The 20,818-nt window shown below is 62.1% G+C and carries 24 protein-coding genes, 1 tRNA gene and 1 pseudogene; 21 read left to right on the top strand and 5 right to left on the bottom strand.

What is annotated here, in order from left to right; all coding sequences use genetic code 11:
- The first annotated feature begins 106 nt into the window (after positions 1 to 106).
- Positions 107 to 182: transfer RNA gene (locus ACWAT4_RS20030), tRNA-Lys, on the top strand.
- Positions 183 to 1,204: 1,022 nt separating this feature from the next.
- Here the strand turns inward: ACWAT4_RS20030 and ACWAT4_RS20025 are convergent.
- Entirely contained in the window at positions 1,205 to 1,333 is a 129-nt protein-coding gene (locus ACWAT4_RS20025; RefSeq protein ID WP_212424687.1) for a pyocin activator PrtN family protein, read from the bottom strand.
- A gap of 293 nt (positions 1,334 to 1,626) precedes the next feature.
- Between ACWAT4_RS20025 and ACWAT4_RS20020 the strand changes: the two genes are divergently transcribed.
- Positions 1,627 to 2,115: a hypothetical protein gene (locus ACWAT4_RS20020; RefSeq protein ID WP_449727870.1), complete on the top strand. Its 489-nt coding sequence runs from the start codon at positions 1,627 to 1,629 to the stop codon at positions 2,113 to 2,115.
- A 197-nt stretch (positions 2,116 to 2,312) separates the two neighbouring features.
- Here ACWAT4_RS20020 and ACWAT4_RS20015 read toward each other — a convergent pair whose 3' ends face one another.
- Positions 2,313 to 3,167, bottom strand: a complete 855-nt coding sequence (locus ACWAT4_RS20015; protein WP_449727869.1) for a right-handed parallel beta-helix repeat-containing protein — start codon at positions 3,165 to 3,167, stop codon at positions 2,313 to 2,315.
- Between the two features lie 534 nt (positions 3,168 to 3,701).
- On the opposite strand from ACWAT4_RS20015, the gene ACWAT4_RS20010 reads away from it, so the two are divergent.
- Together ACWAT4_RS20010 and ACWAT4_RS20005 are read left to right on the top strand one after the other, a co-directional pair.
- The gene (locus tag ACWAT4_RS20010) at positions 3,702 to 4,199 is read left to right on the top strand and encodes a hypothetical protein (RefSeq protein WP_449727868.1); all 498 of its coding nucleotides are present in this window, start codon (positions 3,702 to 3,704) and stop codon (positions 4,197 to 4,199) included.
- Positions 4,200 to 4,514: 315 nt separating this feature from the next.
- Positions 4,515 to 5,000, top strand: a complete 486-nt coding sequence (locus ACWAT4_RS20005; RefSeq protein ID WP_212445730.1) for a hypothetical protein — start codon at positions 4,515 to 4,517, stop codon at positions 4,998 to 5,000.
- A 67-nt stretch (positions 5,001 to 5,067) separates the two neighbouring features.
- Here ACWAT4_RS20005 and ACWAT4_RS20000 read toward each other — a convergent pair whose 3' ends face one another.
- Entirely contained in the window at positions 5,068 to 5,742 is a 675-nt protein-coding gene (locus ACWAT4_RS20000; RefSeq protein ID WP_449727867.1) for a hypothetical protein, read from the bottom strand.
- 308 nt (positions 5,743 to 6,050) lie between these two features.
- Between ACWAT4_RS20000 and ACWAT4_RS19995 the strand changes: the two genes are divergently transcribed.
- The 5 genes from ACWAT4_RS19995 to ACWAT4_RS19975 all read left to right on the top strand — a co-directional run bounded on the left by ACWAT4_RS19995 (position 6,051) and on the right by ACWAT4_RS19975 (position 8,162).
- Positions 6,051 to 6,524, top strand: a complete 474-nt coding sequence (locus ACWAT4_RS19995) for a hypothetical protein (protein ID WP_212302359.1) — start codon at positions 6,051 to 6,053, stop codon at positions 6,522 to 6,524.
- A gap of 18 nt (positions 6,525 to 6,542) precedes the next feature.
- Complete coding sequence (locus tag ACWAT4_RS19990) at positions 6,543 to 6,860, top strand: hypothetical protein (RefSeq protein WP_449727866.1); 318 nt, start codon at positions 6,543 to 6,545, stop codon at positions 6,858 to 6,860.
- Positions 6,861 to 7,114: 254 nt separating this feature from the next.
- Complete coding sequence (locus ACWAT4_RS19985; RefSeq protein ID WP_212302361.1) at positions 7,115 to 7,357, top strand: hypothetical protein; 243 nt, start codon at positions 7,115 to 7,117, stop codon at positions 7,355 to 7,357.
- 152 nt (positions 7,358 to 7,509) lie between these two features.
- Complete coding sequence (locus tag ACWAT4_RS19980) at positions 7,510 to 7,752, top strand: hypothetical protein (RefSeq protein WP_449727865.1); 243 nt, start codon at positions 7,510 to 7,512, stop codon at positions 7,750 to 7,752.
- Positions 7,753 to 7,871: 119 nt separating this feature from the next.
- On the top strand, positions 7,872 to 8,162 hold the full coding sequence (locus ACWAT4_RS19975; protein WP_212302363.1) for a hypothetical protein: 291 nt from the start codon (positions 7,872 to 7,874) through the stop codon (positions 8,160 to 8,162).
- Positions 8,163 to 8,177: 15 nt separating this feature from the next.
- Here the strand turns inward: ACWAT4_RS19975 and ACWAT4_RS19970 are convergent, their stop codons facing one another.
- The gene (locus tag ACWAT4_RS19970) at positions 8,178 to 9,098 is read right to left on the bottom strand and encodes a LysR family transcriptional regulator (protein WP_212445734.1); all 921 of its coding nucleotides are present in this window, start codon (positions 9,096 to 9,098) and stop codon (positions 8,178 to 8,180) included.
- 107 nt (positions 9,099 to 9,205) lie between these two features.
- Between ACWAT4_RS19970 and ACWAT4_RS19965 the strand changes: the two genes are divergently transcribed.
- The 12 genes and pseudogenes from ACWAT4_RS19965 to ACWAT4_RS19910 all read left to right on the top strand — a co-directional run bounded on the left by ACWAT4_RS19965 (position 9,206) and on the right by ACWAT4_RS19910 (position 19,630).
- Positions 9,206 to 9,529 carry a Dabb family protein gene (locus ACWAT4_RS19965; RefSeq protein ID WP_212302365.1) on the top strand — a complete coding sequence of 108 codons (324 nt, stop codon included), beginning with the start codon at positions 9,206 to 9,208 and terminating at the stop codon, positions 9,527 to 9,529.
- Positions 9,526 to 10,605 carry a maleylacetate reductase gene (locus ACWAT4_RS19960; RefSeq protein WP_449727864.1) on the top strand — a complete coding sequence of 360 codons (1,080 nt, stop codon included), beginning with the start codon at positions 9,526 to 9,528 and terminating at the stop codon, positions 10,603 to 10,605. The genes ACWAT4_RS19965 and ACWAT4_RS19960 overlap by 4 nt, the downstream gene beginning before the upstream one ends.
- Before the next feature lie 5 nt (positions 10,606 to 10,610).
- Complete coding sequence (locus ACWAT4_RS19955; RefSeq protein ID WP_449727863.1) at positions 10,611 to 11,984, top strand: amidohydrolase family protein; 1,374 nt, start codon at positions 10,611 to 10,613, stop codon at positions 11,982 to 11,984.
- A 21-nt stretch (positions 11,985 to 12,005) separates the two neighbouring features.
- Positions 12,006 to 12,908, top strand: coding sequence for an NAD(P)-dependent oxidoreductase (locus tag ACWAT4_RS19950; RefSeq protein WP_449727862.1), 903 nt, complete (start codon positions 12,006 to 12,008; stop codon positions 12,906 to 12,908).
- A 16-nt stretch (positions 12,909 to 12,924) separates the two neighbouring features.
- Complete coding sequence (locus ACWAT4_RS19945) at positions 12,925 to 13,809, top strand: intradiol ring-cleavage dioxygenase (protein WP_449727861.1); 885 nt, start codon at positions 12,925 to 12,927, stop codon at positions 13,807 to 13,809.
- A 111-nt stretch (positions 13,810 to 13,920) separates the two neighbouring features.
- Positions 13,921 to 14,067, top strand: a pseudogene (locus tag ACWAT4_RS19940) (FAD-linked oxidase C-terminal domain-containing protein); the annotation flags it as partial.
- The gene (locus ACWAT4_RS19935) at positions 14,064 to 15,587 is read left to right on the top strand and encodes a sugar ABC transporter ATP-binding protein (protein WP_449727860.1); all 1,524 of its coding nucleotides are present in this window, start codon (positions 14,064 to 14,066) and stop codon (positions 15,585 to 15,587) included. The pseudogene ACWAT4_RS19940 and the gene ACWAT4_RS19935, both read left to right, overlap by 4 nt.
- The gene (locus tag ACWAT4_RS19930; RefSeq protein WP_449727859.1) at positions 15,580 to 16,530 is read left to right on the top strand and encodes an ABC transporter permease; all 951 of its coding nucleotides are present in this window, start codon (positions 15,580 to 15,582) and stop codon (positions 16,528 to 16,530) included. Before ACWAT4_RS19935 ends, ACWAT4_RS19930 begins: the two co-directional genes overlap by 8 nt.
- Complete coding sequence (locus ACWAT4_RS19925; protein ID WP_449727858.1) at positions 16,527 to 17,504, top strand: ABC transporter permease; 978 nt, start codon at positions 16,527 to 16,529, stop codon at positions 17,502 to 17,504. Before ACWAT4_RS19930 ends, ACWAT4_RS19925 begins: the two co-directional genes overlap by 4 nt.
- Positions 17,505 to 17,547: 43 nt before the next feature.
- On the top strand, positions 17,548 to 18,522 hold the full coding sequence (locus ACWAT4_RS19920) for a sugar ABC transporter substrate-binding protein (protein WP_449727857.1): 975 nt from the start codon (positions 17,548 to 17,550) through the stop codon (positions 18,520 to 18,522).
- A 71-nt stretch (positions 18,523 to 18,593) separates the two neighbouring features.
- Entirely contained in the window at positions 18,594 to 18,881 is a 288-nt protein-coding gene (locus ACWAT4_RS19915) for a YciI family protein (protein ID WP_449727856.1), read from the top strand.
- A 275-nt stretch (positions 18,882 to 19,156) separates the two neighbouring features.
- Positions 19,157 to 19,630, top strand: coding sequence for a cupin domain-containing protein (locus ACWAT4_RS19910; protein WP_212424678.1), 474 nt, complete (start codon positions 19,157 to 19,159; stop codon positions 19,628 to 19,630).
- Positions 19,631 to 19,732: 102 nt separating this feature from the next.
- Here ACWAT4_RS19910 and ACWAT4_RS19905 read toward each other — a convergent pair whose 3' ends face one another.
- On the bottom strand, positions 19,733 to 20,260 hold the full coding sequence (locus ACWAT4_RS19905; RefSeq protein ID WP_449727855.1) for a hypothetical protein: 528 nt from the start codon (positions 20,258 to 20,260) through the stop codon (positions 19,733 to 19,735).
- Positions 20,261 to 20,818 lie beyond the last annotated feature (558 nt).

Raw genomic sequence — 20,818 nt, 5'->3', positions numbered from 1 at the left:
CAGCCGGTTTTCCCCGCAACGCAAATCCAGGCGTAGCGGCAAGACATGCTTCTCGAATGTCCGAAGACGATGGCGATCAATCGTTGAAGCCATCCAGCGGCCATGGGAGCGCGTAGCTCAGCCGGTAGAGCACGTGACTTTTAATCACGGGGTCCTGGGTTCGAGCCCCAGCGCGCTCACCAAGCTAAATCAAGGACTTACGCTAAAATCCTCACCACATCTTCCTATCTCTAAAATCCCGCGTGCACACACTATGCACACAGGAGCGCGGCCATGACTGCGCTCGTTTGGTTAGTTCTTGGCGTGGTATCGGTCTCGCATGTCGCCAAGTATGGGCGAGGTGCAGGCGGTGGTGGAGCCGGCTGACTCCTGGGATGTTCGACGAAATCCACCAAACCAACGTGAGCTGCAGCACTTGCAGGCCAGCGTGAATTCCTAGATGTACCGGTGATCTCAACGGGGCGGGATCAGTGAGGGCATTGCTAAGCTATAGCGTCGCTGGATTGGCATTCTGCGCAATCTTGCTCGCGCGTTTTGTACGCTGGGTATGGCGTGACGACCATCTCGTCATCGCATGGTTGTTTCGAGCGCTGGCGGTCCTATCAGTAGGCTACCTGATTTTCGATCGAATCTATGAGATTGGAGCTACGGTTTCTTCGCCGGGATCAGACCCAACTAAACCATTCGCCTATCCCTTCTTGATCACGAACAACAGTCACGTATTCACATTACGGAATATTCGCTGGACCTGTCACATCCTCGACATCAAATACGACAACCCCAATTACAGAGTGCAGGAAGCCTCGGTAGTTAGGACGGGTTCAACCAATACGCTTGGCCCCAGCGACTCAATCGCTATTCCTTGTTCCAATCCGGTTGCCATTCCGGCGAAGATCCTGACTACCGATGTCCGGATCTGCGTGTCATACGAGGCCCAGATACTCGGCAGGCTTTGGCCAAGTCACCCAAATCCAAATCCGACGCGTTTCACGTGGGCCGGATGGGCCAGCAATCCGCAATGGATCAGAGGACAGGTACCAGAGGGACCGGACGCACGGATATTTACCTGCGAGGATTCGATTGCGCCGCCTCAGCTTGGACGATGAGAGATCGAGGGAACGAATTTGCCGGGTCAGCCAAACGTGAACCGGTGAGCCCCATGATCGCGGGAGAGCGTCTCACACCATGAATTTGCGCTTGGACTTCACCGCCTTCCCTGTAGCTGGTCTAGCTCCTTCTGAGCCGCCGCCCGGCGAACGTCGATCCATTTCGCTAAATCGGCGAGGTGCACGCCACGCGTGGCCTTCGCGCTGCCCTCGATCACGAAATTCATTCGTCAACACCGTAACCCAGCTCCGAAAAACGCAATTGAGTGCACGGTCACTGTATAGTTGCCATGCGCCCAAGCTAGAGATTCCACACACGCACAACGCGCTGTAGCTCGCACGCAAACCGAGCCGCTACCGAACGATGATTCGCGGGGCGCGCTCCCGGACGCTTCGATCACGGCGTCCCAAACGCGGCGGACCGGCGCATCTGCGAGAACATCGGCTACGACATTCGTCAGATGTTCGGTCGTCGAAATCGTACGAGGATGAATGCCCGCCCTGACATTTGGAGGCTGAAATGCATTTCATCCAGTTTGCCAAGTCCGCTGCTGCGCTGCTCTTGTTTGTCCTGACATTTGCTGCCCCCGCTCACGCGCAGAACAACAAGCAAATTATCTCAGGAACATTCTACGAAGATCGAGCATCGATAAACGGGAACTTTGCAACGGCTACGCTCACATTCACTCAGACACCGAGCGACAAGTTCCTCAATATCACGCACGTCAATTGCACCATCTCCGTGCTCTCAAATCAAATCCTAGCGGTGGCAGAATTGGGAGTCGGGACAACTCCCGGCGCTGCCGACCTGGGCCGCCCCATGTCTGTTCGAGGAAACACGACTGGAGAAGCCGCAGGCGGGAGCAAGTATTATTCCGTCATAACGCAGGTCTATTACAAAATCGGCCCAGGCCGATATCCCTGGCTCTCTATCGCAACAGCAGCAAGCACAGGGAGCTTTGCCCTAAATGGGGCATGCACCATCGTTGGAGAGTTGACCGATAGCTGATGAGCCAATGAAGCCGCGTGAACGCGTGAAGGCGCGCTAGGGCGAACCGGATTGTGGTGACAACGACGACCGCGGCAAGTGCACGAAATTCATTCGTCAACGCCGTAGCCCACCCCTGAAAGCGCAATTGAGTGGCGTATCGACGCGAAACCGTCCTCCGGACGAACCCCAGGTTCGTCCGGAGGCGCTTATTGCGATTACTGGAGCCCGATACTGCCGGTGAATGTACCGTCGTTCCCAAAATTCCCGTTCAGATTATTGTTCCCGTAGGAATAAACGAAGGAACCGGCGCTTGCCGAGATTCCGGCGGAATTGCCGAAAATCCGACAATCATCGACCAGAAATCCACCTCCGTTGGAGGCAGAAATGGCAGCGCCGTTGCCCTGCAAGAGCACCTGGTGGAGCAGGAAAACCGAGCTTCCGGAGCCGCCGATTGCGGTAAGTCCACCATGGGTGTTGACCGAAACAAGCGAGCTGCGCAGGGTGGCGCGAATGCTGCCCCCTGCACTGCCATCGGCAACAATTCCCGCGTTGTTGCCGCTGGTGCTGCTACCGGTCACGAACACGTTGAGGGTAACGCCACTGGGAGGTGTCACGTAAATCGCTGCGACGCCTGCGGCCGTGAAGTTCCTGACGGAGGAATCGGAGACGAAGAGGTTTTTGCCGTTTGTCACGACAATTCCCGACGCCGTCCCACCCGCGCCGTCGATGATCACCCCTCCAATGCTGAGACTGACATTGGCCGTGGCCAAGGTGAAGGCGGGCTGGCCGGACACTGGAACGATGATCGGACGGTTAGGCGCGGTAATGACAACGGTTTTGGTGATGGCGTTGGACTCGTTGTAAGTCGCGGAGTCCAGGATGACGACTTCTCCGCCGGCACTGGCGGCGGCGAGTCCAGCTGCGATGGTGGTGCAGGGTGCAGTTTGGGTACAGGCGCCAGGTGAGGCTGTGGTCGCCTGAACGTAGGCCGTCTGAGCGGCGTAAGCCGGACCCGCAAACAGTCCGCCCGCCGCCATAAATGCGAATATAAATGGGAATCTCTTAGTCATTTTAAACGAGCCCCTTCTTGGCATAATTGCCGTCTAAAAATTAGTTAAAATGATTGTGCTTTACAACCGCAATTGCGCTGTCCGGCAAGGACAACGCCGCCGATAACAGCGTGACGGACGCAATCTGGCTAGTCCTGTTCGCTTTCGCAGCAATCTTGCCCTGCCGTTGTGGATAAGGCGCCCCTCATCCCGGTGATGCGGCAGCTGCGAACTGCGCCAAGCCGCGGCTGCGGCCGGAGGAGCTGACGCGCGCAAGCGTCACGTCGCCCTCGACGCTGAATCACTGACCGGACGATCCGCACCAGTCTGACGTCGAGCCACGCTTCGTCGGTCAGGATCGCGGCGCCGAGGGCTGGCCCGGTTTTGTGCTGGCTGATCCGTGCCTTGCGGTCGTCGGTCAGACTCCCGGTGCCAATTGATCAACGCGCTCCAGGCCGCGTCGGTCGTTTGGATGACGCGCGGATCATCGGGGGCGCGGTACACACGCCCGTTCAAAAAAGATCCGGCATCTACTTCTTTCATTTGGAGGTCGAAATGCGTTTCGCTGAATTCGCTAAAGTCATCCCCGCCTTGCTTGGGTTTCTCCTCGTCTTTGCCGCGCCGGTTCAGGCGCAGAACAACAAGCCAGTCAGATCAGGGAATTGGTACGAGGATCGCGCCTCTATCAATATTGGCGGCAACCTTGCTACGCTGTGGTTCGCGCAAGCACCAGCAGACAAGTTTCTGAACATCACGCACGTGGCCTGCGACATCGAGACCGCACTCGGTTGGATGTTGGGACGTACATCCGTGGGCGGCTCCACCACGAACGGAATGGCGGGCGATCTCGGCCGTTCGCAATCCATTCGTGGCACTGTTGAGGCAGAGGTCTCGATCAGCTTTCGATACTATTCGGTCGTCACCGATACCTTTTTGAAACTGGGTCCTGGACGGTTTCCCTTCATCTCGATCACGTCGGCATCAGCCCCCAACGCCAGCCCCTCCCAGGTTATTGCCGACTGCACCATCGTGGGCAACTTGTCGGACGACTGAAGGCACAGGGCCTCCCAGCGCCTGCTGGCGGGCCTTGTTTTCTCCGGATCCAGATCCGGCTCTGCTGCGTCCCTTCCCGATCGAGAATTTGCAAACGGGGATCGCGAGGGCTTCAGTCCCGCGCCTTGTTTTGCTGTTACAACAGACCACGACCTGACGCCCCCCGTCGTGCGGCGGTTTTTGTCGTTGCTGGCTGAACCTTTGCTGGCCGGCTCAGACCCATCCATACCGGGGTATTGCATCACACCCTCCCGGCATCGGATGGCTGTCGCCTGCGCTGGATTTCAAGCGGGCGGCAATATTGGGAGCGACAAGATGCTAAACGCACTTCGATTGTTCGCATTCCTCGTGGGAACGTTTTCGCTCATTCCGGCGCAAGCTGGACAGGTCAATCGGCTCGCGAATATCTACTATGAAGACATCTTTGGACCCGCGGGCTGCCAAAACACGAATCGCTGCAGCGCCGTCTCATCGCTCACGCCGTCGGACGCCTTGCTTTCTATCAATCATGTGTACTGCGCCGTTACGACGCGCGCGCAACTTCAATTGATGTATTTTCAGGTTTGGACGGCGCCTCCGGGTTCGGCCGGCGCCGTCGTCGTCCGGAGCATATATCTCGGTTTTCCGCCGGTCACGGCGAACGCAACAAACGGCTTCTACTACTATAACTTCGATCAGAACGTTTTCTTCCTCGTCGGCCAGAACAGATACGTGGTGCTGTCGGCCCAGACGATCCCGGGCGATACACTGGGGCTTGGCGTGAGTTGCAGCATCACCGGTACGATGGTTCCACCGCAGTGAGTCTCCTTGCCGAAGAGTGACGAGGCCGGCACCAACAAAGTCGCAGACTATTTTGCCTGAGGCGTCTTCAGCTCTCCGGCGCGGCAACCGTCGCCGGCGCAGTCAGTGGAGCACCTCCAACCGACATGGGCCCGACAGATTTCGACTGCCGAGCCAACCGCTTGCGCATCGCTTCGGACAGTCCATAGCGAGCATGTGCTCTTCGAATGGAGGACGTGACGTCCGACATCATTGCGCTTTGCAGCGAGTCGATCTTCGCGATCAGCGTCGAAAGCTGCGGCGATATCTTCTTCACGTCGGTCCGTTCGTCCGTGATGCTCTGGCGGAGAGAGACGAGAACCGTTGAATCCTGCTGATGCAGGGCCGTGTTTTTCTGCAAGGAGGAATTGATCTCTTGCAGCGCAGCAGCCTGTTGCAGCTGGGTCGACTGGATTTCCTTCAAGGCAGCGACGACAGGATCCGGTTTCGGCGCGGCGGCTTCCCGGCTCGGAAGCAGTGCAGCCAGACTGGCAATGTTCGGCGACGGAAGACCGAACGGCGATGTATAGATCGCCGCCGCGCCATTGATCGCCAAGGCACACACCGCCAGCGCCAGGACCGACTTCCGGCTGGACCGCTGGTTCGGCACTGGCGCTTCCGGGGCTTCGGATTCAGCTGGGGGAGCGAATGCTGCGGCTGCAAGTGCTGCAGCGTCGAGGTGTTCGGCAAAGCCTAACGTTTCGGATGTCGTGGTCATGCGCATTGACCTCATGAGCGAGCAAAAGGAAGCCGTCGCCGGAACGTCCTCGTGACGCCTCCTTTACGCAGCACCCACCTACAACTGTCTAAAATTGTGGGCTTTTCGGATTAATTCCACGTTAGCGACGTGACCGTCCGGCCTGCCCAGGCCCCCCGGCCGATTACGGGGCTATGCGATGGCGCCGACGCGACGGCCATTCGCGCAGCGCCCCTCCCGGCGGCGGCTCCGGGGTTTGAACCTTTCCCGGGGGGGAACCTACCAATGCCCAGACTCAACGCTGCGCTAGCCGCAGCCTAAATTTAGAGATCAAAATGCGTTTTGCAGAATTTGCCACATCGGCTGTTGTTGCCGCAGCGCTCTTTGCCGGAAGTCAGGCCCATGCAGCGCCTGTCGTGGTCGGCACATACTATGACGAAACGATCAGCGCCGGATGCAACGGCCAACTCAATTGCAGCGCGTTCCTGACGCAGACGCCAGCGAACAAGATGGTGATGGTCAAAAAGCTGCATTGCAAAGTTCAAACCACGCAGCCGATCTACGTCGGCGGCTTGTTCATTTCAACGGATGGCAGTTCAAACGCCATCCAACGTTGGTTACCGCTCCCCCTTCCGGAAAATGCATACACCGGGCCCGTACCCAACACGGAGTTCAAAGCGTATTTTGACATGACCACAGAATGGCTTATCGGCCAGGGACGCTTTCCATTCGTCAGAATCAGCACGGAATCGTCGAGCAATACCGTGGTCATATGCACCCTGATCGGCACGCTAGTCGATCCGCCGTGATCGTCATCGGACCGGAGGTTGCCACGCGATATTGAGCCGCTGTCGGTGGATGACAGCGGCGGCGGCTGGATATGTTCTGTCCCCTGTTCCGTCACCTCCCCCCAAAAAAGCCAGCAGACAACCCGCGAGAAAGGTGTAGGATTCGACAAAACCTGGAGGAACGGCATGTTTGAAATCAACGGTTTCGACACGGCAGGCGTCGTCAGCCTCAAGCGGCTGTCACTCGCCGCCGCCCTCAAGAAGGCCAAAGAGCTGATCGAGGACGGGTGCTGGGACGTTCAGATCGTTGATCCAAATGGCCGAATCTACACTTCGTTTGAGGAGCAGGCAGCCTAGCCGCCTCGCGAAATGAGACCCCGGCGCCTGAGAGCGCGGGGCCCTTTCGACATATCACTTGGAAACACGATGGGCTTTCCCATCGTCAGCCTCAGCAGCTTCCGCTGAGCCGCTTGGCGCGCCGCGATGGTTTCTGCGAGCGCGAAACCAACGCCGCGTGCGGCCCTCAACTCGCACGAGCCTCGTCGTTGCCAATCAACTCGTTTGAGCGCACCCTTCGACGAGGCGCGCAGACGCCGCACAGGGAGTGACCCATGAAGGAACCGGGCCTGGACGGTCGCCATCGGGACAAGGATGGCGCGATCAGTAAGAAGCACGGCAACACGCTGGTCGGCACATTGCGCAAGATCTACGGCAAGGGTTTTGCGGCCGGCTATCCGGATGCGACAACACTCAGCGAGGTCTTGCACCAGCTAAACGAGACGTCGCTGAGCCAGTTGCGTCGCGATCACGACACCGGGCATCTCGGGCACAAGATCGACCACGCCCCGAAGTGATGGGACGTCGCTCGGCGAAATTGATGTCGCCAAACCTAACGGCCGATCCTCGGCGACCTCTGCGGTCAGGCCGCGCTTTTGGTCGGCCCCACACTTGCCGTTTGAGCCTTCCGAAACCAGGCGCTAGGATGAGTCCTTTTGCGGAGGCTCATTTGAAGCAGGTCATATTCATCATTGCAGCCCTCGCGCTGCTTGCCGCGGCGCCTGCCAGATCCCAGGCTCTTGTCGATCCCAGCAAGGTTGCACCCGAATATCGGGAAGCGGCCGAAAAGCGCCGCGCCGAGCAAATCCGTCAGCGCGAATGCGCCCTGAAGGCGGAGTTGGAGAAGGTGCTGCCGCGAGATCGGACCGTCTATCTCAACCATTGCCTGGAAGCGATGGCCGCCAAACAATAGCAGGGCGCGTGCGGCTGCACGCAATGCGTGCGATCAGGCAATCAACCGGCTTCAGGCTTTCTTCAGACATTCGGCCCACCGTGACCGCCGACTTCCAATCATCATGACTTGCCGGCGCAATGAATTCCGTCCAGATCCAGTGCACGCGTTGCAAGGCGATGTTTCGCGATCGCGCGGGACGGTTGCAGGATGGCTATTCCAGGCAGTGTCCGTGTTGCGAGGTGGTGCTGTTCTTCGCCGAGGACTCGCAACATCCCTTCATCAAGCGCGCGATGCGCAACGCTAGGAAAGTACGCAAGGAGCTGCGCGAGGCCGAAGCAGGCAGGCTCTCCGCCGCGCCGGAACCGCAGGCCGCACCGCGGTCGCGGTCGTCCACCGGGCGTACGCGGGCGCAAGGCCGGGCAGAGTAGCGCGCCGTCAGCCGTCTACGTCGTCTCGATCCAGATCCCGGCATCCGAATGTACGCGGATGTGGTCGACCAGAAAATCAGAGAACACCCTGATCTTGGCCGGCAACCGGACGCGGTTCTGGTAGGCCACGTTCATGGTGAGCAGCGGCAGCTCCCAATCCGTCAAAACAGGCACGAGCTTGCCGGCTGCAATGTCGCTTTGCACGATGTAGAGCGGCTGGATCAGAATGCCGAGCCCTGCGCGCGCGGCGCCGCAGATGATCTGGCCGTCATTGCTGTCGAGCGTCGGCGCGATCCGGACGGTCTGCGTCGTGCTGCCCTTGCTCAGCCGCAGCGAATAGGGATCATTGGCCAAATTGTAGATGAGCATGTCGTGGCGCGCGAGATCGGCGGGATGCTCGGGGACACCATGCGTCGCGAGATAGGATGGTGCCGCCGCCATCACGCGGCGCATCTGTCCGATGCGGCGGATGATGATGTTGGAATCCGGCTCCTGCTCCCTTGTGCGGATCGCGACGTCAATGCCGGCCTCGATGAAGTCAGGATAACGGTTGGCGGCGATGATCTGGACGTCGAGCTTCGGATAGAGCTTCCGAAACGCCGGCAGCATCGGCGCCATGTAGATCATCGCAAAGGACAGCGAACTCGTGACGCGCAGCATGCCCTTGGGCGACAGCGCGCGATCGCTGACGGCGTCCTCAGCCTCCGCGAGCTCGTTCAGCAACGTGCTGCATCGCTGCAGCAGCTCCTGCCCGGCTTCGGTCAGCCATTGCCGGCGCGTGTTGCGCTCGATCAGGCGGACCGCGAGCCGCTCCTCCAGCGCGCTCAGGTGCCGGCTCGCCGCCGCGTTCGACATCCGCAAGGTGTCGGCGGCCTTGGACAGGCTGCCGAGCTCGGCCGTCTTTGAAAACACCTCGAGCTGGAGCAGGCGGTCCATTCTTCCTCATTCTGGAAAAGAGACTTACGATTTTTGACCTTTATTTCCGATTTCTGCAAGGCAAAATGGCCCGAACAAGCAAGATCGCAGGCGAGGAAATCTGGGAAATGTCAGGTCCGATCAAGCACATCGTGATGTGGCGGCTGCGTGGGGAGACCCAGGCCGAACGCCTGGCCGCCCGGACCAAGGTCAAAACCCTGTTCGAAGGCCTCAAGGGCCGGATCGACGGCCTCACCCATATCGAGGTTGGGGCTGACATCAGCGATGTCGATTACGCCTGCGACGTTGTTCTCGTCTCCGAGTTTACCGATCACGCGGCCCTGAAAGCCTACGCCACCCATCCGGAGCATCTGCGGGTGCGGGAGGAGCTCGGCGACTTGCGGATCGGACGCTTCCAGGTCGATTATCCCGTCAAAGAGACCGGCGCATGATCGGTTCGTTCACCTTTGAAAATCTGCCATGCCGCGTCGTGTTCGGCAGCGGGACGCTTGCCGCGGCCAGGGCCGAGATCGAGCGCCTCGGCGGCAAGCGGGCGCTGGTGCTGACGACGCCACAGCAGGAGGCGCAAGGCAAAGCGCTGGGCGCCGCGCTCGGCCAGCTCTATGCCGGCCTCTTCGCCTGCGCCACCATGCATACGCCGGTCGAGGTGACGGAGCGGGCGATCGCGGCGATGAAGGCATGCGACGCCGATTGCGTGGTCGCGCTCGGCGGCGGCTCGACGACAGGACTAGGCAAGGCGCTGGCGCTGCGGACCGGCGTCAACCAGCTCTGTATTCCCACCACTTATGCCGGCTCGGAGATGACGCCGATCCTCGGCCAGACCGAGAACGGCCTGAAAACCACGGTGCGCGACGTAGCCGTGCTGCCGGAGACGGTGATCTACGACGTCGACCTGACGATGACGCTGCCGGTGGGCCTCACCGCCACCTCGGGCATCAATGCCGTCGCGCATGCGGTCGAGGCGCTCTACGCGCGCGACACCAATCCCGTGACTTCGCTGATGGCGGAGGAAGGCATCCGCGCGCTGGCGCGCGCCCTACCCGCGATTGCGGCCAAACCCGACGATCGCGCCGCGCGCAGCGATGCGCTCTATGGCGCCTGGCTGTGCGGCGTGTGTCTCGGCACCGTCGGCATGGCGCTGCATCACAAGCTCTGCCACACGCTCGGCGGCACCTTCGATCTGCCCCATGCCGAGACGCACACCATCGTGCTGCCGCATGCGCTGGCCTACAACGCGCCCGCGGCGCCCGAGGCGATGGCGCGCATTGCAGGTGCAATCGGCGCTTCGGATGCATCGCAGGGGCTGTTCGATCTCGCCAAGCGGTTGGGCGCCAAGCTCGCGCTACGAGACATCGGCATGCCCGAGAGCGGCATCGACAAGGCCGCCGACCTCGCCGTCACCAATGCCTACTGGAATCCGCGCCCGCTCGAGCGGGGCGCCATCCGCGACCTCATCGCCCGCGCCTGGGCTGGCGAACCGCCGATCACCACCAAAGCGGCGGCGTGAGCAATATGCGGCGCATCCTCATCCAGTCAGCAACCGTCATCAGCATGGACGCTTCGATCGGCGATCTCCGTGCTGGCGACGTGCTGGTGGAGAACGGGCGGATCGCCGAGATACGTCCCGGCATCGAGCTTGGCAGTGGCGCTGCAGAGACCGAGATCGTCGATGGACGCGGCCGCATCGTCATCCCCGGCCTCGTCAACGCGCATATGCACACCTGGCAGACGGGCTTGCGCGGCTTTGCGGCGAACTGGACGCTGCTGGAATATTTCCGCCGCATGCATGCCGGGCTCGCGACCCTGTTCGCCCCCGACGACATCTACATCGCCACCCTCGTCGGCACGCTGAACCAGATCAATTGCGGCACCACCACGCTGGTCGACTGGTGCCACAACAACCCGACGCCGGCTCACACCGACGCCGCCGTGCGCGGCCTGGTCGAGAGCGGCATTCGCGCCGCCTTCTTCCACGGCTCACCGAAGCCCGAGCCGAAGCCGGGCGAGCCGCATTTCTCGGAGGTGCCGCATCCCCGCCGCGAGATCGAGCGGTTGCTGGCCGGCCCCCTCGCCGATCGCAACGGCCTGGTCACGCTCGGCCTGGCCATTCTCGGTCCGCATTATTCGACGCTCGACGTGGCAATGCATGACTTTCGTCTCGCGCGGGAACTTGGCCTGATCGCCTCGATGCATCAGGGCGGCGGTCCCGCGAAGACGCAAGGCGGTTGGGAGAAGTTGATCGAGGCCGGCCTCGTCGGACCCAATGTCAATATCGTCCATGGCAACCATCTGCCTGATGAGCTCCTGCAAAGACTGATCGATCTCGGCGTCACCTTCTCGGTAACGCCTGAGAACGAGATGATCCAGGGCCATGGCTTTCCCATCACGGGGCGGCTGCTGAAGCGCGGTGTCCGCCCGACCATCGGTATCGACCTGGAGTCCGTGTTGGCCGGCGATCTCTTCTCCGCGGCGCGCGCGGCGCTGTCGATGCAGCGCGCGCTCGACAATGCCGAGATGCGCAAGAGCGAGGGAACGATCCCGGCGACGACCACGATTCCCGCGCGCGAGGCGCTGGCCTGGGTCACCACCGAAGGCGCACGCATGCTCGGCCGCGAGGGCCAGATCGGCTCGCTGACGCCGGGGAAGCTCGCCGATCTCGTCATCATCAACGCCGACGATCTGAATCTCTTCCCGGTGCACGATCCCGTCGCGACCGTGGTGATGCAGACGAGCCTCGCCAATATCGAGGCGGTCATGATCGAAGGCCGCTGGAAGAAGCGGAACGGCAAACTGCTGGTCGATGGGCTGGAGCGGAAGAAGGAGCTGCTGGCGCAATCCGGGCAGCGACTGGTGCGGGACATCGAACGACAAGGGCACGCCCCGTAAAGGGGCCAACGGACAACAACAATGAGCGAGACAAGCAAACAGGTCGCCTTCATCGGCATCGGCAAGATGGGCCTGCCAATGTCGCTTCTCGTCGCCAAGGCTGACTTCAGCGTCACCGCCTTCGACCAGAGCGCCGCACGGCTCAACGAGGCGCGCGAGCACGGCATTGCCGTCGCCGGCTCGCCCGCTGAGGCCGTCAACGACCGGCCCACAACGATCACGTCGCTTCCAGATGACGCCGCACTTCGCGCGGTGATGCTCGGCCCGACCGGCCTGATCGGTGCGATGGCGCCGAAGGCGGTGCTGATCGAGACCAGCACGGTCAGCGCCGAGGCCTCGGCCGAGGTCGATGCAGCAGCACAGGCCCGTGGGGTTTCCTATCTGCGGGCGCCGGTCTCCGGCAATGCCAGCATCGTCCACACCGGCGCGCTGAGCTGCTTCGTGTCCGGGCCGAAGGATGCGTTCGAAAGTGCAAAACCGCTGTTTGCAAGCTTTACCCGCGCGCAGACCTATCTCGGCCCGGGCGAGGAAGCGCGTTACGCGAAGCTCGCGGTCAATCTCATGATCGCGGTCTCGGCCGCGATGATGGCCGAGAGCCTGGCGCTGGCGCGCAAAGGCGGCATCGGCTGGCAGGACATCCTGAAGGTGCTGGACGAGAGCGCCGTCGCCTCGCCGATGGTGAAGTACAAGACCGCGCCGCTGCGCACCCGCGACTTCGTCTCGAGCTTCTCCTGCAAGCAGATGGCCAAGGACCTCGACCTCATCTTGGGGGCCGGCCATGCCGTCGGCGTGCCGCTGCAGCTCGCAGCCCAGGTGCGGGAGACCTACGGCGCGCTGGTCGCGCAAGGCGACGGCGAGACCGACTTCATCGCCACCGTGAAGCATCTCGAACGGCTGTCCGGCCTCGGCGAACCCAAACTCTGATCGACGGAGACGAATTTTGCGCAATCTTGGCGAAACCAATATCACCGACGCCGTGCTAGAGCGCATCGCTGGCGCGACCGATCCTCGGATCAAGCAGGTCAGCGAAGCGCTGGTGCGTCACCTCCATGCCTTCGTGCGTGAGGTGCGCCCGACCCAGCAGGAATGGGAATACGGCATCGACTTCCTGACCCGCACCGGCCACATGTGCGACGACAAGCGCCAGGAGTTCATCCTGCTGTCGGATACGCTCGGCGTCTCCATGCTGGTCGACGCGATCAACCATCCGGTGCCGGAAGGCGCGACCGAGACCACCGTCCTCGGCCCGTTCTTCGTCCAGGCCGCGCCCGAGAAGCAGAACGGCGACGATATCTCGGGCACCATGGAAGGCGATCCCATGATCGTCACCGGCTCGGTGTCGACCGTCGACGGCAAGCCGCTCGCGGGCGCGGTGGTCGATGTCTGGCACTCCGACAATGACGGCTATTACGACGTGCAGCAGTTAGATGAGATCGGCGATCTCGCGATGCGCGCGCGCTTCCACACCGACGCCAACGGACGCTTCCATTTCTGGTCGATCAAGCCCGCGGCCTATCCGGTCCCGCATGACGGCCCGGTCGGCGAGATGCTGGAGGCGCAGGGCCGCCATCCCTGGCGTCCGGCGCATGTGCATTTCATGATCTCGGCACCGGGCTTCGACCAGCTGGTGACACATGTGTTCGTCGCCGGCGACAGATATCTCGACAGCGACGTGGTGTTCGGCGTCAAGGACAGCCTGATCCACGACTTCGTGCGCTGCCCGGCCGGCCGTGCGCCGGATGGTCGCATGGTGAATGCCGCCTATTATCACCTCAATTATGATTTCGGCCTGAAGCAGGCCGCAAGCAACGCGAGAGCGGCGTAAGCCGAACGTCGAATCGACGGACTGACAACACTCCGCGACAAGGATTGACGACGGGGAGAGACGATGGGACCGCGGGTCGATAGTGCCGCTTCGGCTGAACGCCTCGAGAGCGAGCACGGCACCGGGCTTGGCAAGATCGGCTACCTCACCGACGAGCTCGGCGAGGCCGTCGACATCATGCGGTCGATCAAGACGCCGCTTGATCCTGACGGCTCGATGAATCCCGGCAAGATCTTCGCAAGCGGAGCCACCATATGAGCACCGCCGTACCTGATATTGCCCCCTCGCCTGTTCCGCTGCTGCAGTTGCGCGGCATCAGCAAGACGTTTCCGGGTGTCAAGGCGCTCGACGACGTCTCCTTTGCGCTCTACCCCGGCGAAGTGCACATGCTGCTTGGCGAGAACGGCGCGGGCAAATCGAGTCTGATGAAGGTGCTGTGCGGCGCCTACAGCGCCGATGCCGGCGAGTTCTTCTACAAAGGCGACAAGGTCACGATCGCCTCGACGGCGGACGCACAAAAGCTCGGCATCGCCGTGATCTTCCAGGAGTTCTCCCTCGTCCCCTATCTCGACATCGCCCAGAACATCTTCTTGGGGCGCGAGCCGAAGGGCCGCATTCCCGGCACCATCGATCGCCGCAGGATCCTGGCCGACGCCAAGCGCCTGCTCGACACGATCGGCTTCGACATCGACCCGTCCATCATCGTCAACACGCTCGGTGTTGCCCAGCAGCAGATGGTCGAGATCGCAAAGGCCATCAGCCAGAACGCGCGCATCCTGGTCATGGACGAGCCGACCGCCGCGCTGTCCGATCGCGAGACCGAGCTGCTGTTCGCGCTGATCGCGCGGCTGAAGGCCGACGGCGTCTCGATCGTCTATATCTCGCATCGCATGGCCGAAGTGTTCGCGCTCGGCGACCGCATTACGGTCCTTCGTGACGGCCGCCGCATCGACGGCGTTCGCCCGGCCGACGTCACGCCCGACCAGCTCGTCCGCATGATGGTCGGCCGCACCGTCGACATGACCTATCCGCGCAATTTTACCGACAAGCCCGGCGAGGTGCTGCTTCAGGTCAAGGGCCTGACCGCGCCGAGCGGAATCTCCGACATCAACATCGAGGTGCGCAGGGGCGAGATCGTCGGCCTCTGCGGCCTGGTCGGATCCGGCCGCACCGAGGTGGCGCGTGCGATCTTCGGCGCCGATCCGGTCGCCTCGGGCGAGATCGTGTTCGACGGCAAGCCGATCTCAGGCGAGCCTGATATGGCCGCGCGCCGCGGCATCGCGCTGATCCCGGAAAGCCGCAAGAGCGAAGGGCTCGCGCTGCTGCGTTCGGTCGGCGACAACCTCATTGTCTCGGCCTTGCGAAAATTGTTTCCGAGCGGCCTGTTCGATCCGCGCAGTGGCCAGCGCACAGCAGACGGCCTGATCCGCCAGCTCCGCATCGCCACCCCGAGCGCGCGCCAGACCGTCGGCCTGTTGTCCGGCGGCAACCAGCAGAAGGTCGTGATCGGCAAATGGCTGGCGGCCGGCGCAAAACTCTTCATCTTCGACGAGCCGACGCGCGGCATCGATGTCGGCGCCAAATCCGAGATCTTTGCGCTGATCGACCGGCTGGTTGCCGAAGGCGCGGCAGCTCTGATGATCTCCTCCGAGCAGGTCGAGATCTGCCATGTCTGCGACCGCGCCTATGTGATGCGCGAGGGACGCGTCGCCGGGCATCTGACGCGTAGCGAGCTCACCGAGGAGAACATCGTGCGATTGGGGATGCATCATGCGTGAGGCCGCGGTCGTGTCAGGACCCAATCCGCTGCAGCGAATCCCCGGCGTCGCCATCGTGCTCGGCGCGCTGATCATGCTGTTCGGCGCGATCGCGCCTGGATTTCTCACCCCGGCCAACCTCTCCAACGTGCTGGTGCAGTCGACCATCCTGACCATGCTGGCGCTGCCGATGACGCTGATCATCATGACCGAGGGGCTTGACCTCTCGATGGGCGCGGTGCTGACGCTGACCTCGCTCTGCGTCGCCATCGTCTCGCTCGCGACCAAGTCGATGCTGCTCGGCCTCGGTGCCGGCGTGCTGGTCGGTGCGGCCTTCGGCACCGTCAACGGCTGGCTGGTCGCGATCTTGGGCATCCCACCTTTCGTGGCCACGCTCGGCACCCTCGGCATGGCACAGGGCCTGTCGCTGATCGTCTCCGACGGGCAGAGCGTGGTCGGCATTCCCCACAGCGTCCGCGACATCTATTCGGCGACGCTGCTCGGCATTCCCCTGCCGATCGTGCTGGCGTTTGTGACTTACGCGGTCTTTCACGGCCTGCTCTACCACACCCGCTTCGGCAGCTACGTGTTCGCGCTCGGCGGCAATCGCGAGGCGCTCCGCTATGCCGGCCTCTCGCCGAACCGGCTGCTGATCGCGGTCTACGCGCTCGGCGGCACCATGGCCGGCGTCGCAGGCCTTCTGATGACCGCCCGCATGAATTCGGGCCATCCGACCGCCGGGCTCGGGCTCGAATTCGATGCGATTGCCGCGGTCGCAGTCGGCGGCACTTCGTTCGAGCGCGGCAATGGCTGGCTGCTCGGCACGCTCCTTGGCGTCATCGCCGTCGGCGTGCTGCGCAACGGGCTGAACCTGATCTCGCTGCCCTCCTCGGTGCAGGTCGCAAGCGTCGGTGTCCTCGTCATCGTCGCGCTGTTCCTCGACGGCCTCAGGAGCCGGTCATGACCGACATCACCAAGGAGGCGCTGTCGCCGCCGCGTTCGTTCCTGTCCCAGGACGCGATCCAGCTGTTCTACCGGCTGCTCGCCGTGCTGCTGATCTGCGCCGTGCTGGCGGTGCTGAACGAGTCCTTCCTCAGCCTCGGCAACATCCTCAATGTCCTCCGCCAGGCGAGCCTCACCTTCTTCATCGCCTCGGGCCTGACGCTGGTGGTGCTCACCGCGGGCCTCGACCTCTCGGTCGGTGCCAACGTTGCGCTGTCCGCCTGCATCGCCGGGACGGTGATCCAAACCACGGGATCAGCGACGCTCGGCATCCTCACCGGGCTTGCCTGCGGCGGCATCGTTGGCCTCCTCAACGGCATCATGGTGACGGCGTTGCGCATCCCCTCCTTCATCGCCACCTACGGCATGCTCTGGGTGCTGAACGGCCTGACCTACTGGTACATGGCGGGCGAGACGCTGCACGGCTTTCCGGCCGGCTTCCGCCAGATCGGCAGCGGTTATCTGTTTGGCCTGCCGATCCCGGTCTATCTGCTGCTGGTGTTCCTCGGCATCGGAACGCTGTTCGCCCAGCGCACGATCTGGGGCCAGGAGATCTATGCGATCGGCGCCAATCCGGTCGCCGCCCGCCTTTCCGGCATTCCCGTCACCCGCCGGCTGCTGCTGGTCTATGCCGTTTCCGGCACGATGGCCGGGCTCGCCTCGATCATCTTCCTGTCACGGCTCAACTCCGCCGAGGCCGACATCGGGGAGAGTCTAACTCTGCCGGCGATCGCGGCCGTGCTGATCGGCGGCACTTCGCTGTTCGGCGGCGTCGGCACGGTGTTCGGCACCTTCATCGGCGCGCTGATCCTGACGCTGGTGCTGAACGGCATGAATTTGCTGTCGGTCAGCGCCAATTGGCAGCCGCTGGTCACCGGCATCATCGTCATTCTCGCGGTCTGGCTCGACATGAAGACCCGCCGCCGCGCGCAATGAGTTCTCGAGCAATCCAACAAATCAAAATGGGGACGGAGACGACATGAAACAGAGACTGGGCTATCTCGCACTGCCGCTCGCGATGGCGGCCGCACTCACCACGCAGGCGCGGGCCGATGGCGAGACCATCGCCGTGTTCACCAAGAACCAGACCAACCCGTTCTTCCAGACGGTGCGGGTCGGCGCCGACGCCATGGCGAAGGCGCTGAACGCCAAGACGCTGCAGTACATTCCGACCAAGCCGGACTCGATCCCCGAGCAGCTCAGCCAGATCGAGGACGTCGTGGTGAAGAAGCCGAGCGCGATCGTCTTCACGCCGGTCGACTACAAGGCGATGGTGCCGGGCGTCGAGAAGATCAACGACGCCAAGATCCCCGTCGTCAACATCACCGACCGCTCCGCCGGCGGCAAGTTCCTCTCCTTCGTCGGCGCCGACGATTACAGCCTCGGGCTCGAGACCGCGCGCTTCCTGCTTAGGACGATCGGCGGCAAGGGCAACATCGTCATCATCGAGGGCGTCAAGGGGTCGCTCACCAATGTCGATCGCGTCCGCGGCTTCAACGACGCTCTGAAGGAAAATCCGGGCGCCAAGCTGTTGGCCTCACAGCCCGGCAACTATCAGCGGCTGCAGGCGCTCCAGGTCATGGAGAACCTGATGCAGTCGAACGCACAGATCGACGGCGTGCTCGCTGCCAACGATGCCATGGCGGTCGGCGCAATCGAGGCGCTCGACGGCGCCAACCGCAAGGCGCAGGTGATCGGCATCAACGGCACCAAGGAGGCGATCGATGCCATCAAGACCGGCAAGCTGCTCGCCAGCGGCGACTATAACGGCTTTTTCCAAGGCTGCCTCGGCACCATGATGGCGATCCGAGCCTTGCGCGAGCAGCCTGTCATCGCAGAGATCGTGCTGAAGCCGACCGTCATCACCAAGGACAATTACCAGCCCTTCGACCAGCCGCTCGAACAGCGCACCTGCCCGACCTTCGAAGAGGCCAGCAAGCTCGGCGCGAAGTAACCGCGTCCCGATCCGATCGAGCAATGAGGACGGCTGAGACGACAGCCGTCCCAGGGAATCCCGGAGCCATCATGCTGTTTGCCATCCATGCCGTCGACCGTGCCGGCACACTGCCGACGCGGCTTGCCAATTACGACGCTCACAAGTCGTTTCTCGGCGACACCTCGCGCTTCGGCGTCAGGATCGTGATGTCCGGCCCGCTGGTCGCCGACGACGGCGCCACGATGATCGGCAGCCTGTTCCTGATCGACGCCCCCGGCCGCGCCGAGGTCGAGGCCTTCAACCGCGCCGATCCGTTCGCGGCGGCCGGCATCTGGGAGAAGGTCACGATCACGGGGTTTTTGCGGCGGCAGGGCTGAGCAGGCAGCGTCGCTGGGTGTGCGCTCGTTCGACGGCCGGCCAATTGATGTCCAGTCACCCACCAACAGCGGCCGAAATGCGGACCTTTCCCTGAGGTTGCAGATGGGTCAATTGCAGAAGATGTAGGTCACCCGGCGATTAGTCCGAAACTAACATGAAATCGCCGTTCGGCCCGGATCGCGTCGGGGTACACGAGGATACTCAATGCGCGCATCAGAACCTATCGTGTGTGTTGTGCAAGTGGCATAAGAATTGGTGGAGCGGGAGGCCGTCAATGGGAAAGACCCCGATAGCGCCATTTCAGGTCGCACGTAACGATGACCGACATGCAGTGCATCGCAGCGTTGGCATCGGCACCCTCACTTTCAAAGTGACCACTGCGGACAGCAACGGTGAATTTCTGGTGGCCGAGATCGCGCACCATGCCAAAGGCGGTCCTCCTCGACATCTACACCGTCATCAGGACGAGTGGTTCCACGTCATTGAGGGAAAATACATTGTCGAGATCGGCGACGAACGGTACGTGCTGGGACCGGGCGACTCAGCCTTCGGGCCGCGTGGAGTACCCCACTGCTGGGCCAACGTAAGCGACGGGCCAGGACGAATTTCTTTCGTCTTCGTACCCGCTGGTCAAGCGGAGGCGTTCTTCATAGAAATCACCAAGGGTAACGCGATGGCGCCGACGGACCCCGCATTTTGGCTACCATTCGAAATGGCGTTGGTCGGGCCGCCCCTGAAATTGGAATGACCAGCGCGCAGAACCCAAGGCGTGTCCAGAACGGAATATCGGCAGCCGAGACCAACGTCCGCAACGCGTCAAAGGCGATCCCGAACGCTGCTCGCATCCACTTCAATTCGTCGTGGTCTTGCCGCCGCGCATGGACACGAGCTTGTCCTCACCAAATCCGAGAATGAGCCAAGCGGCCTCATCGAAACCGTTTGCGAGCTTTCCCTCGTGAGAATACACCATCTGAGCCGCTTCCGACTTCGACGGCGGTCCCAACGTTTTGATGACCTCCTGACGCGACATACCCAAATGCAGCTTGCCGTCGAAGACGACGGGCGAGAACTTTTCCGGGATGATGGCGCAATCGGCCGCGGCCCCGGCGTCTTTCCCGGTGAGTTCTTCAACGATCTCCGTGACGCGATGGTCCGGGCCGCCCATCTCTCCGCTGGACACCACCCATAATCGATGTTGCGCGCGCCGATAACACAGCCAATAGATGCTAGCTCCGGCGTCGCCCTGGTGTTGGATGATCCCTTCGCCCACGGCTTCGCGAACCGCGCCGAGCCGCGTCTTTTCGAAGCGGCCGGCGAATGCGCCCAGTGAAAAGCGAATCGCCAATCTCTTCACGACTGTCGGCGTTACGCGCTCCAAGGCATGTTCGTCGACTGGGGGCGGCGATGTCTGCGCGGAGCAGTTATCCGCGGGGATTGCAGAAAGGAGTAGGAGCAAGAAGAGCGTCTTTCGACCATCAACTCCGAATTGCCTGACATTGGAGATTGCGCGCTTCTGCAATAGCTTCTTTCCTTTAGCAAGGATGGCGTCGCCATCGAGGTCATTGACGCGGCCAGCCGCTCTGTCCGCCGGTCCTTTATATATTTGTCGCCTCAGCAGGCGTCGAGAGTGCGGGCGTCAGTTTCTGAGTGTCGGACACGTCAGTCTATCTCCTGCGATGAAGAAAGGCACAACATATCACAGCTGACGTGTGGAGGAGCCTCCCTCACCCCACCGCCTTCACTTGGCTTTGTCCGGCCCACTTGCTGCTCGAACTGGCTCCCAAGACCCGCGGCGGCGCCGTCTTGGCGTCCTTCATTGGCCGACCTAACGTTTGCGTGATGACTGATCGCTGTTGAAGTAGAAGACCTTGGTTGTGAGGTAGAGCATCGAAACCAAAGTGCACCCTAGAAGAAGCAATGTCGCAACAAACAGCGC

It is taken from the genome of Bradyrhizobium sp. T-1, assembly GCF_053592855.1.
The sequence above is the reverse complement of the archived record's forward strand: the minus strand, read 5'-3'. Positions and strand labels throughout refer to the sequence as shown.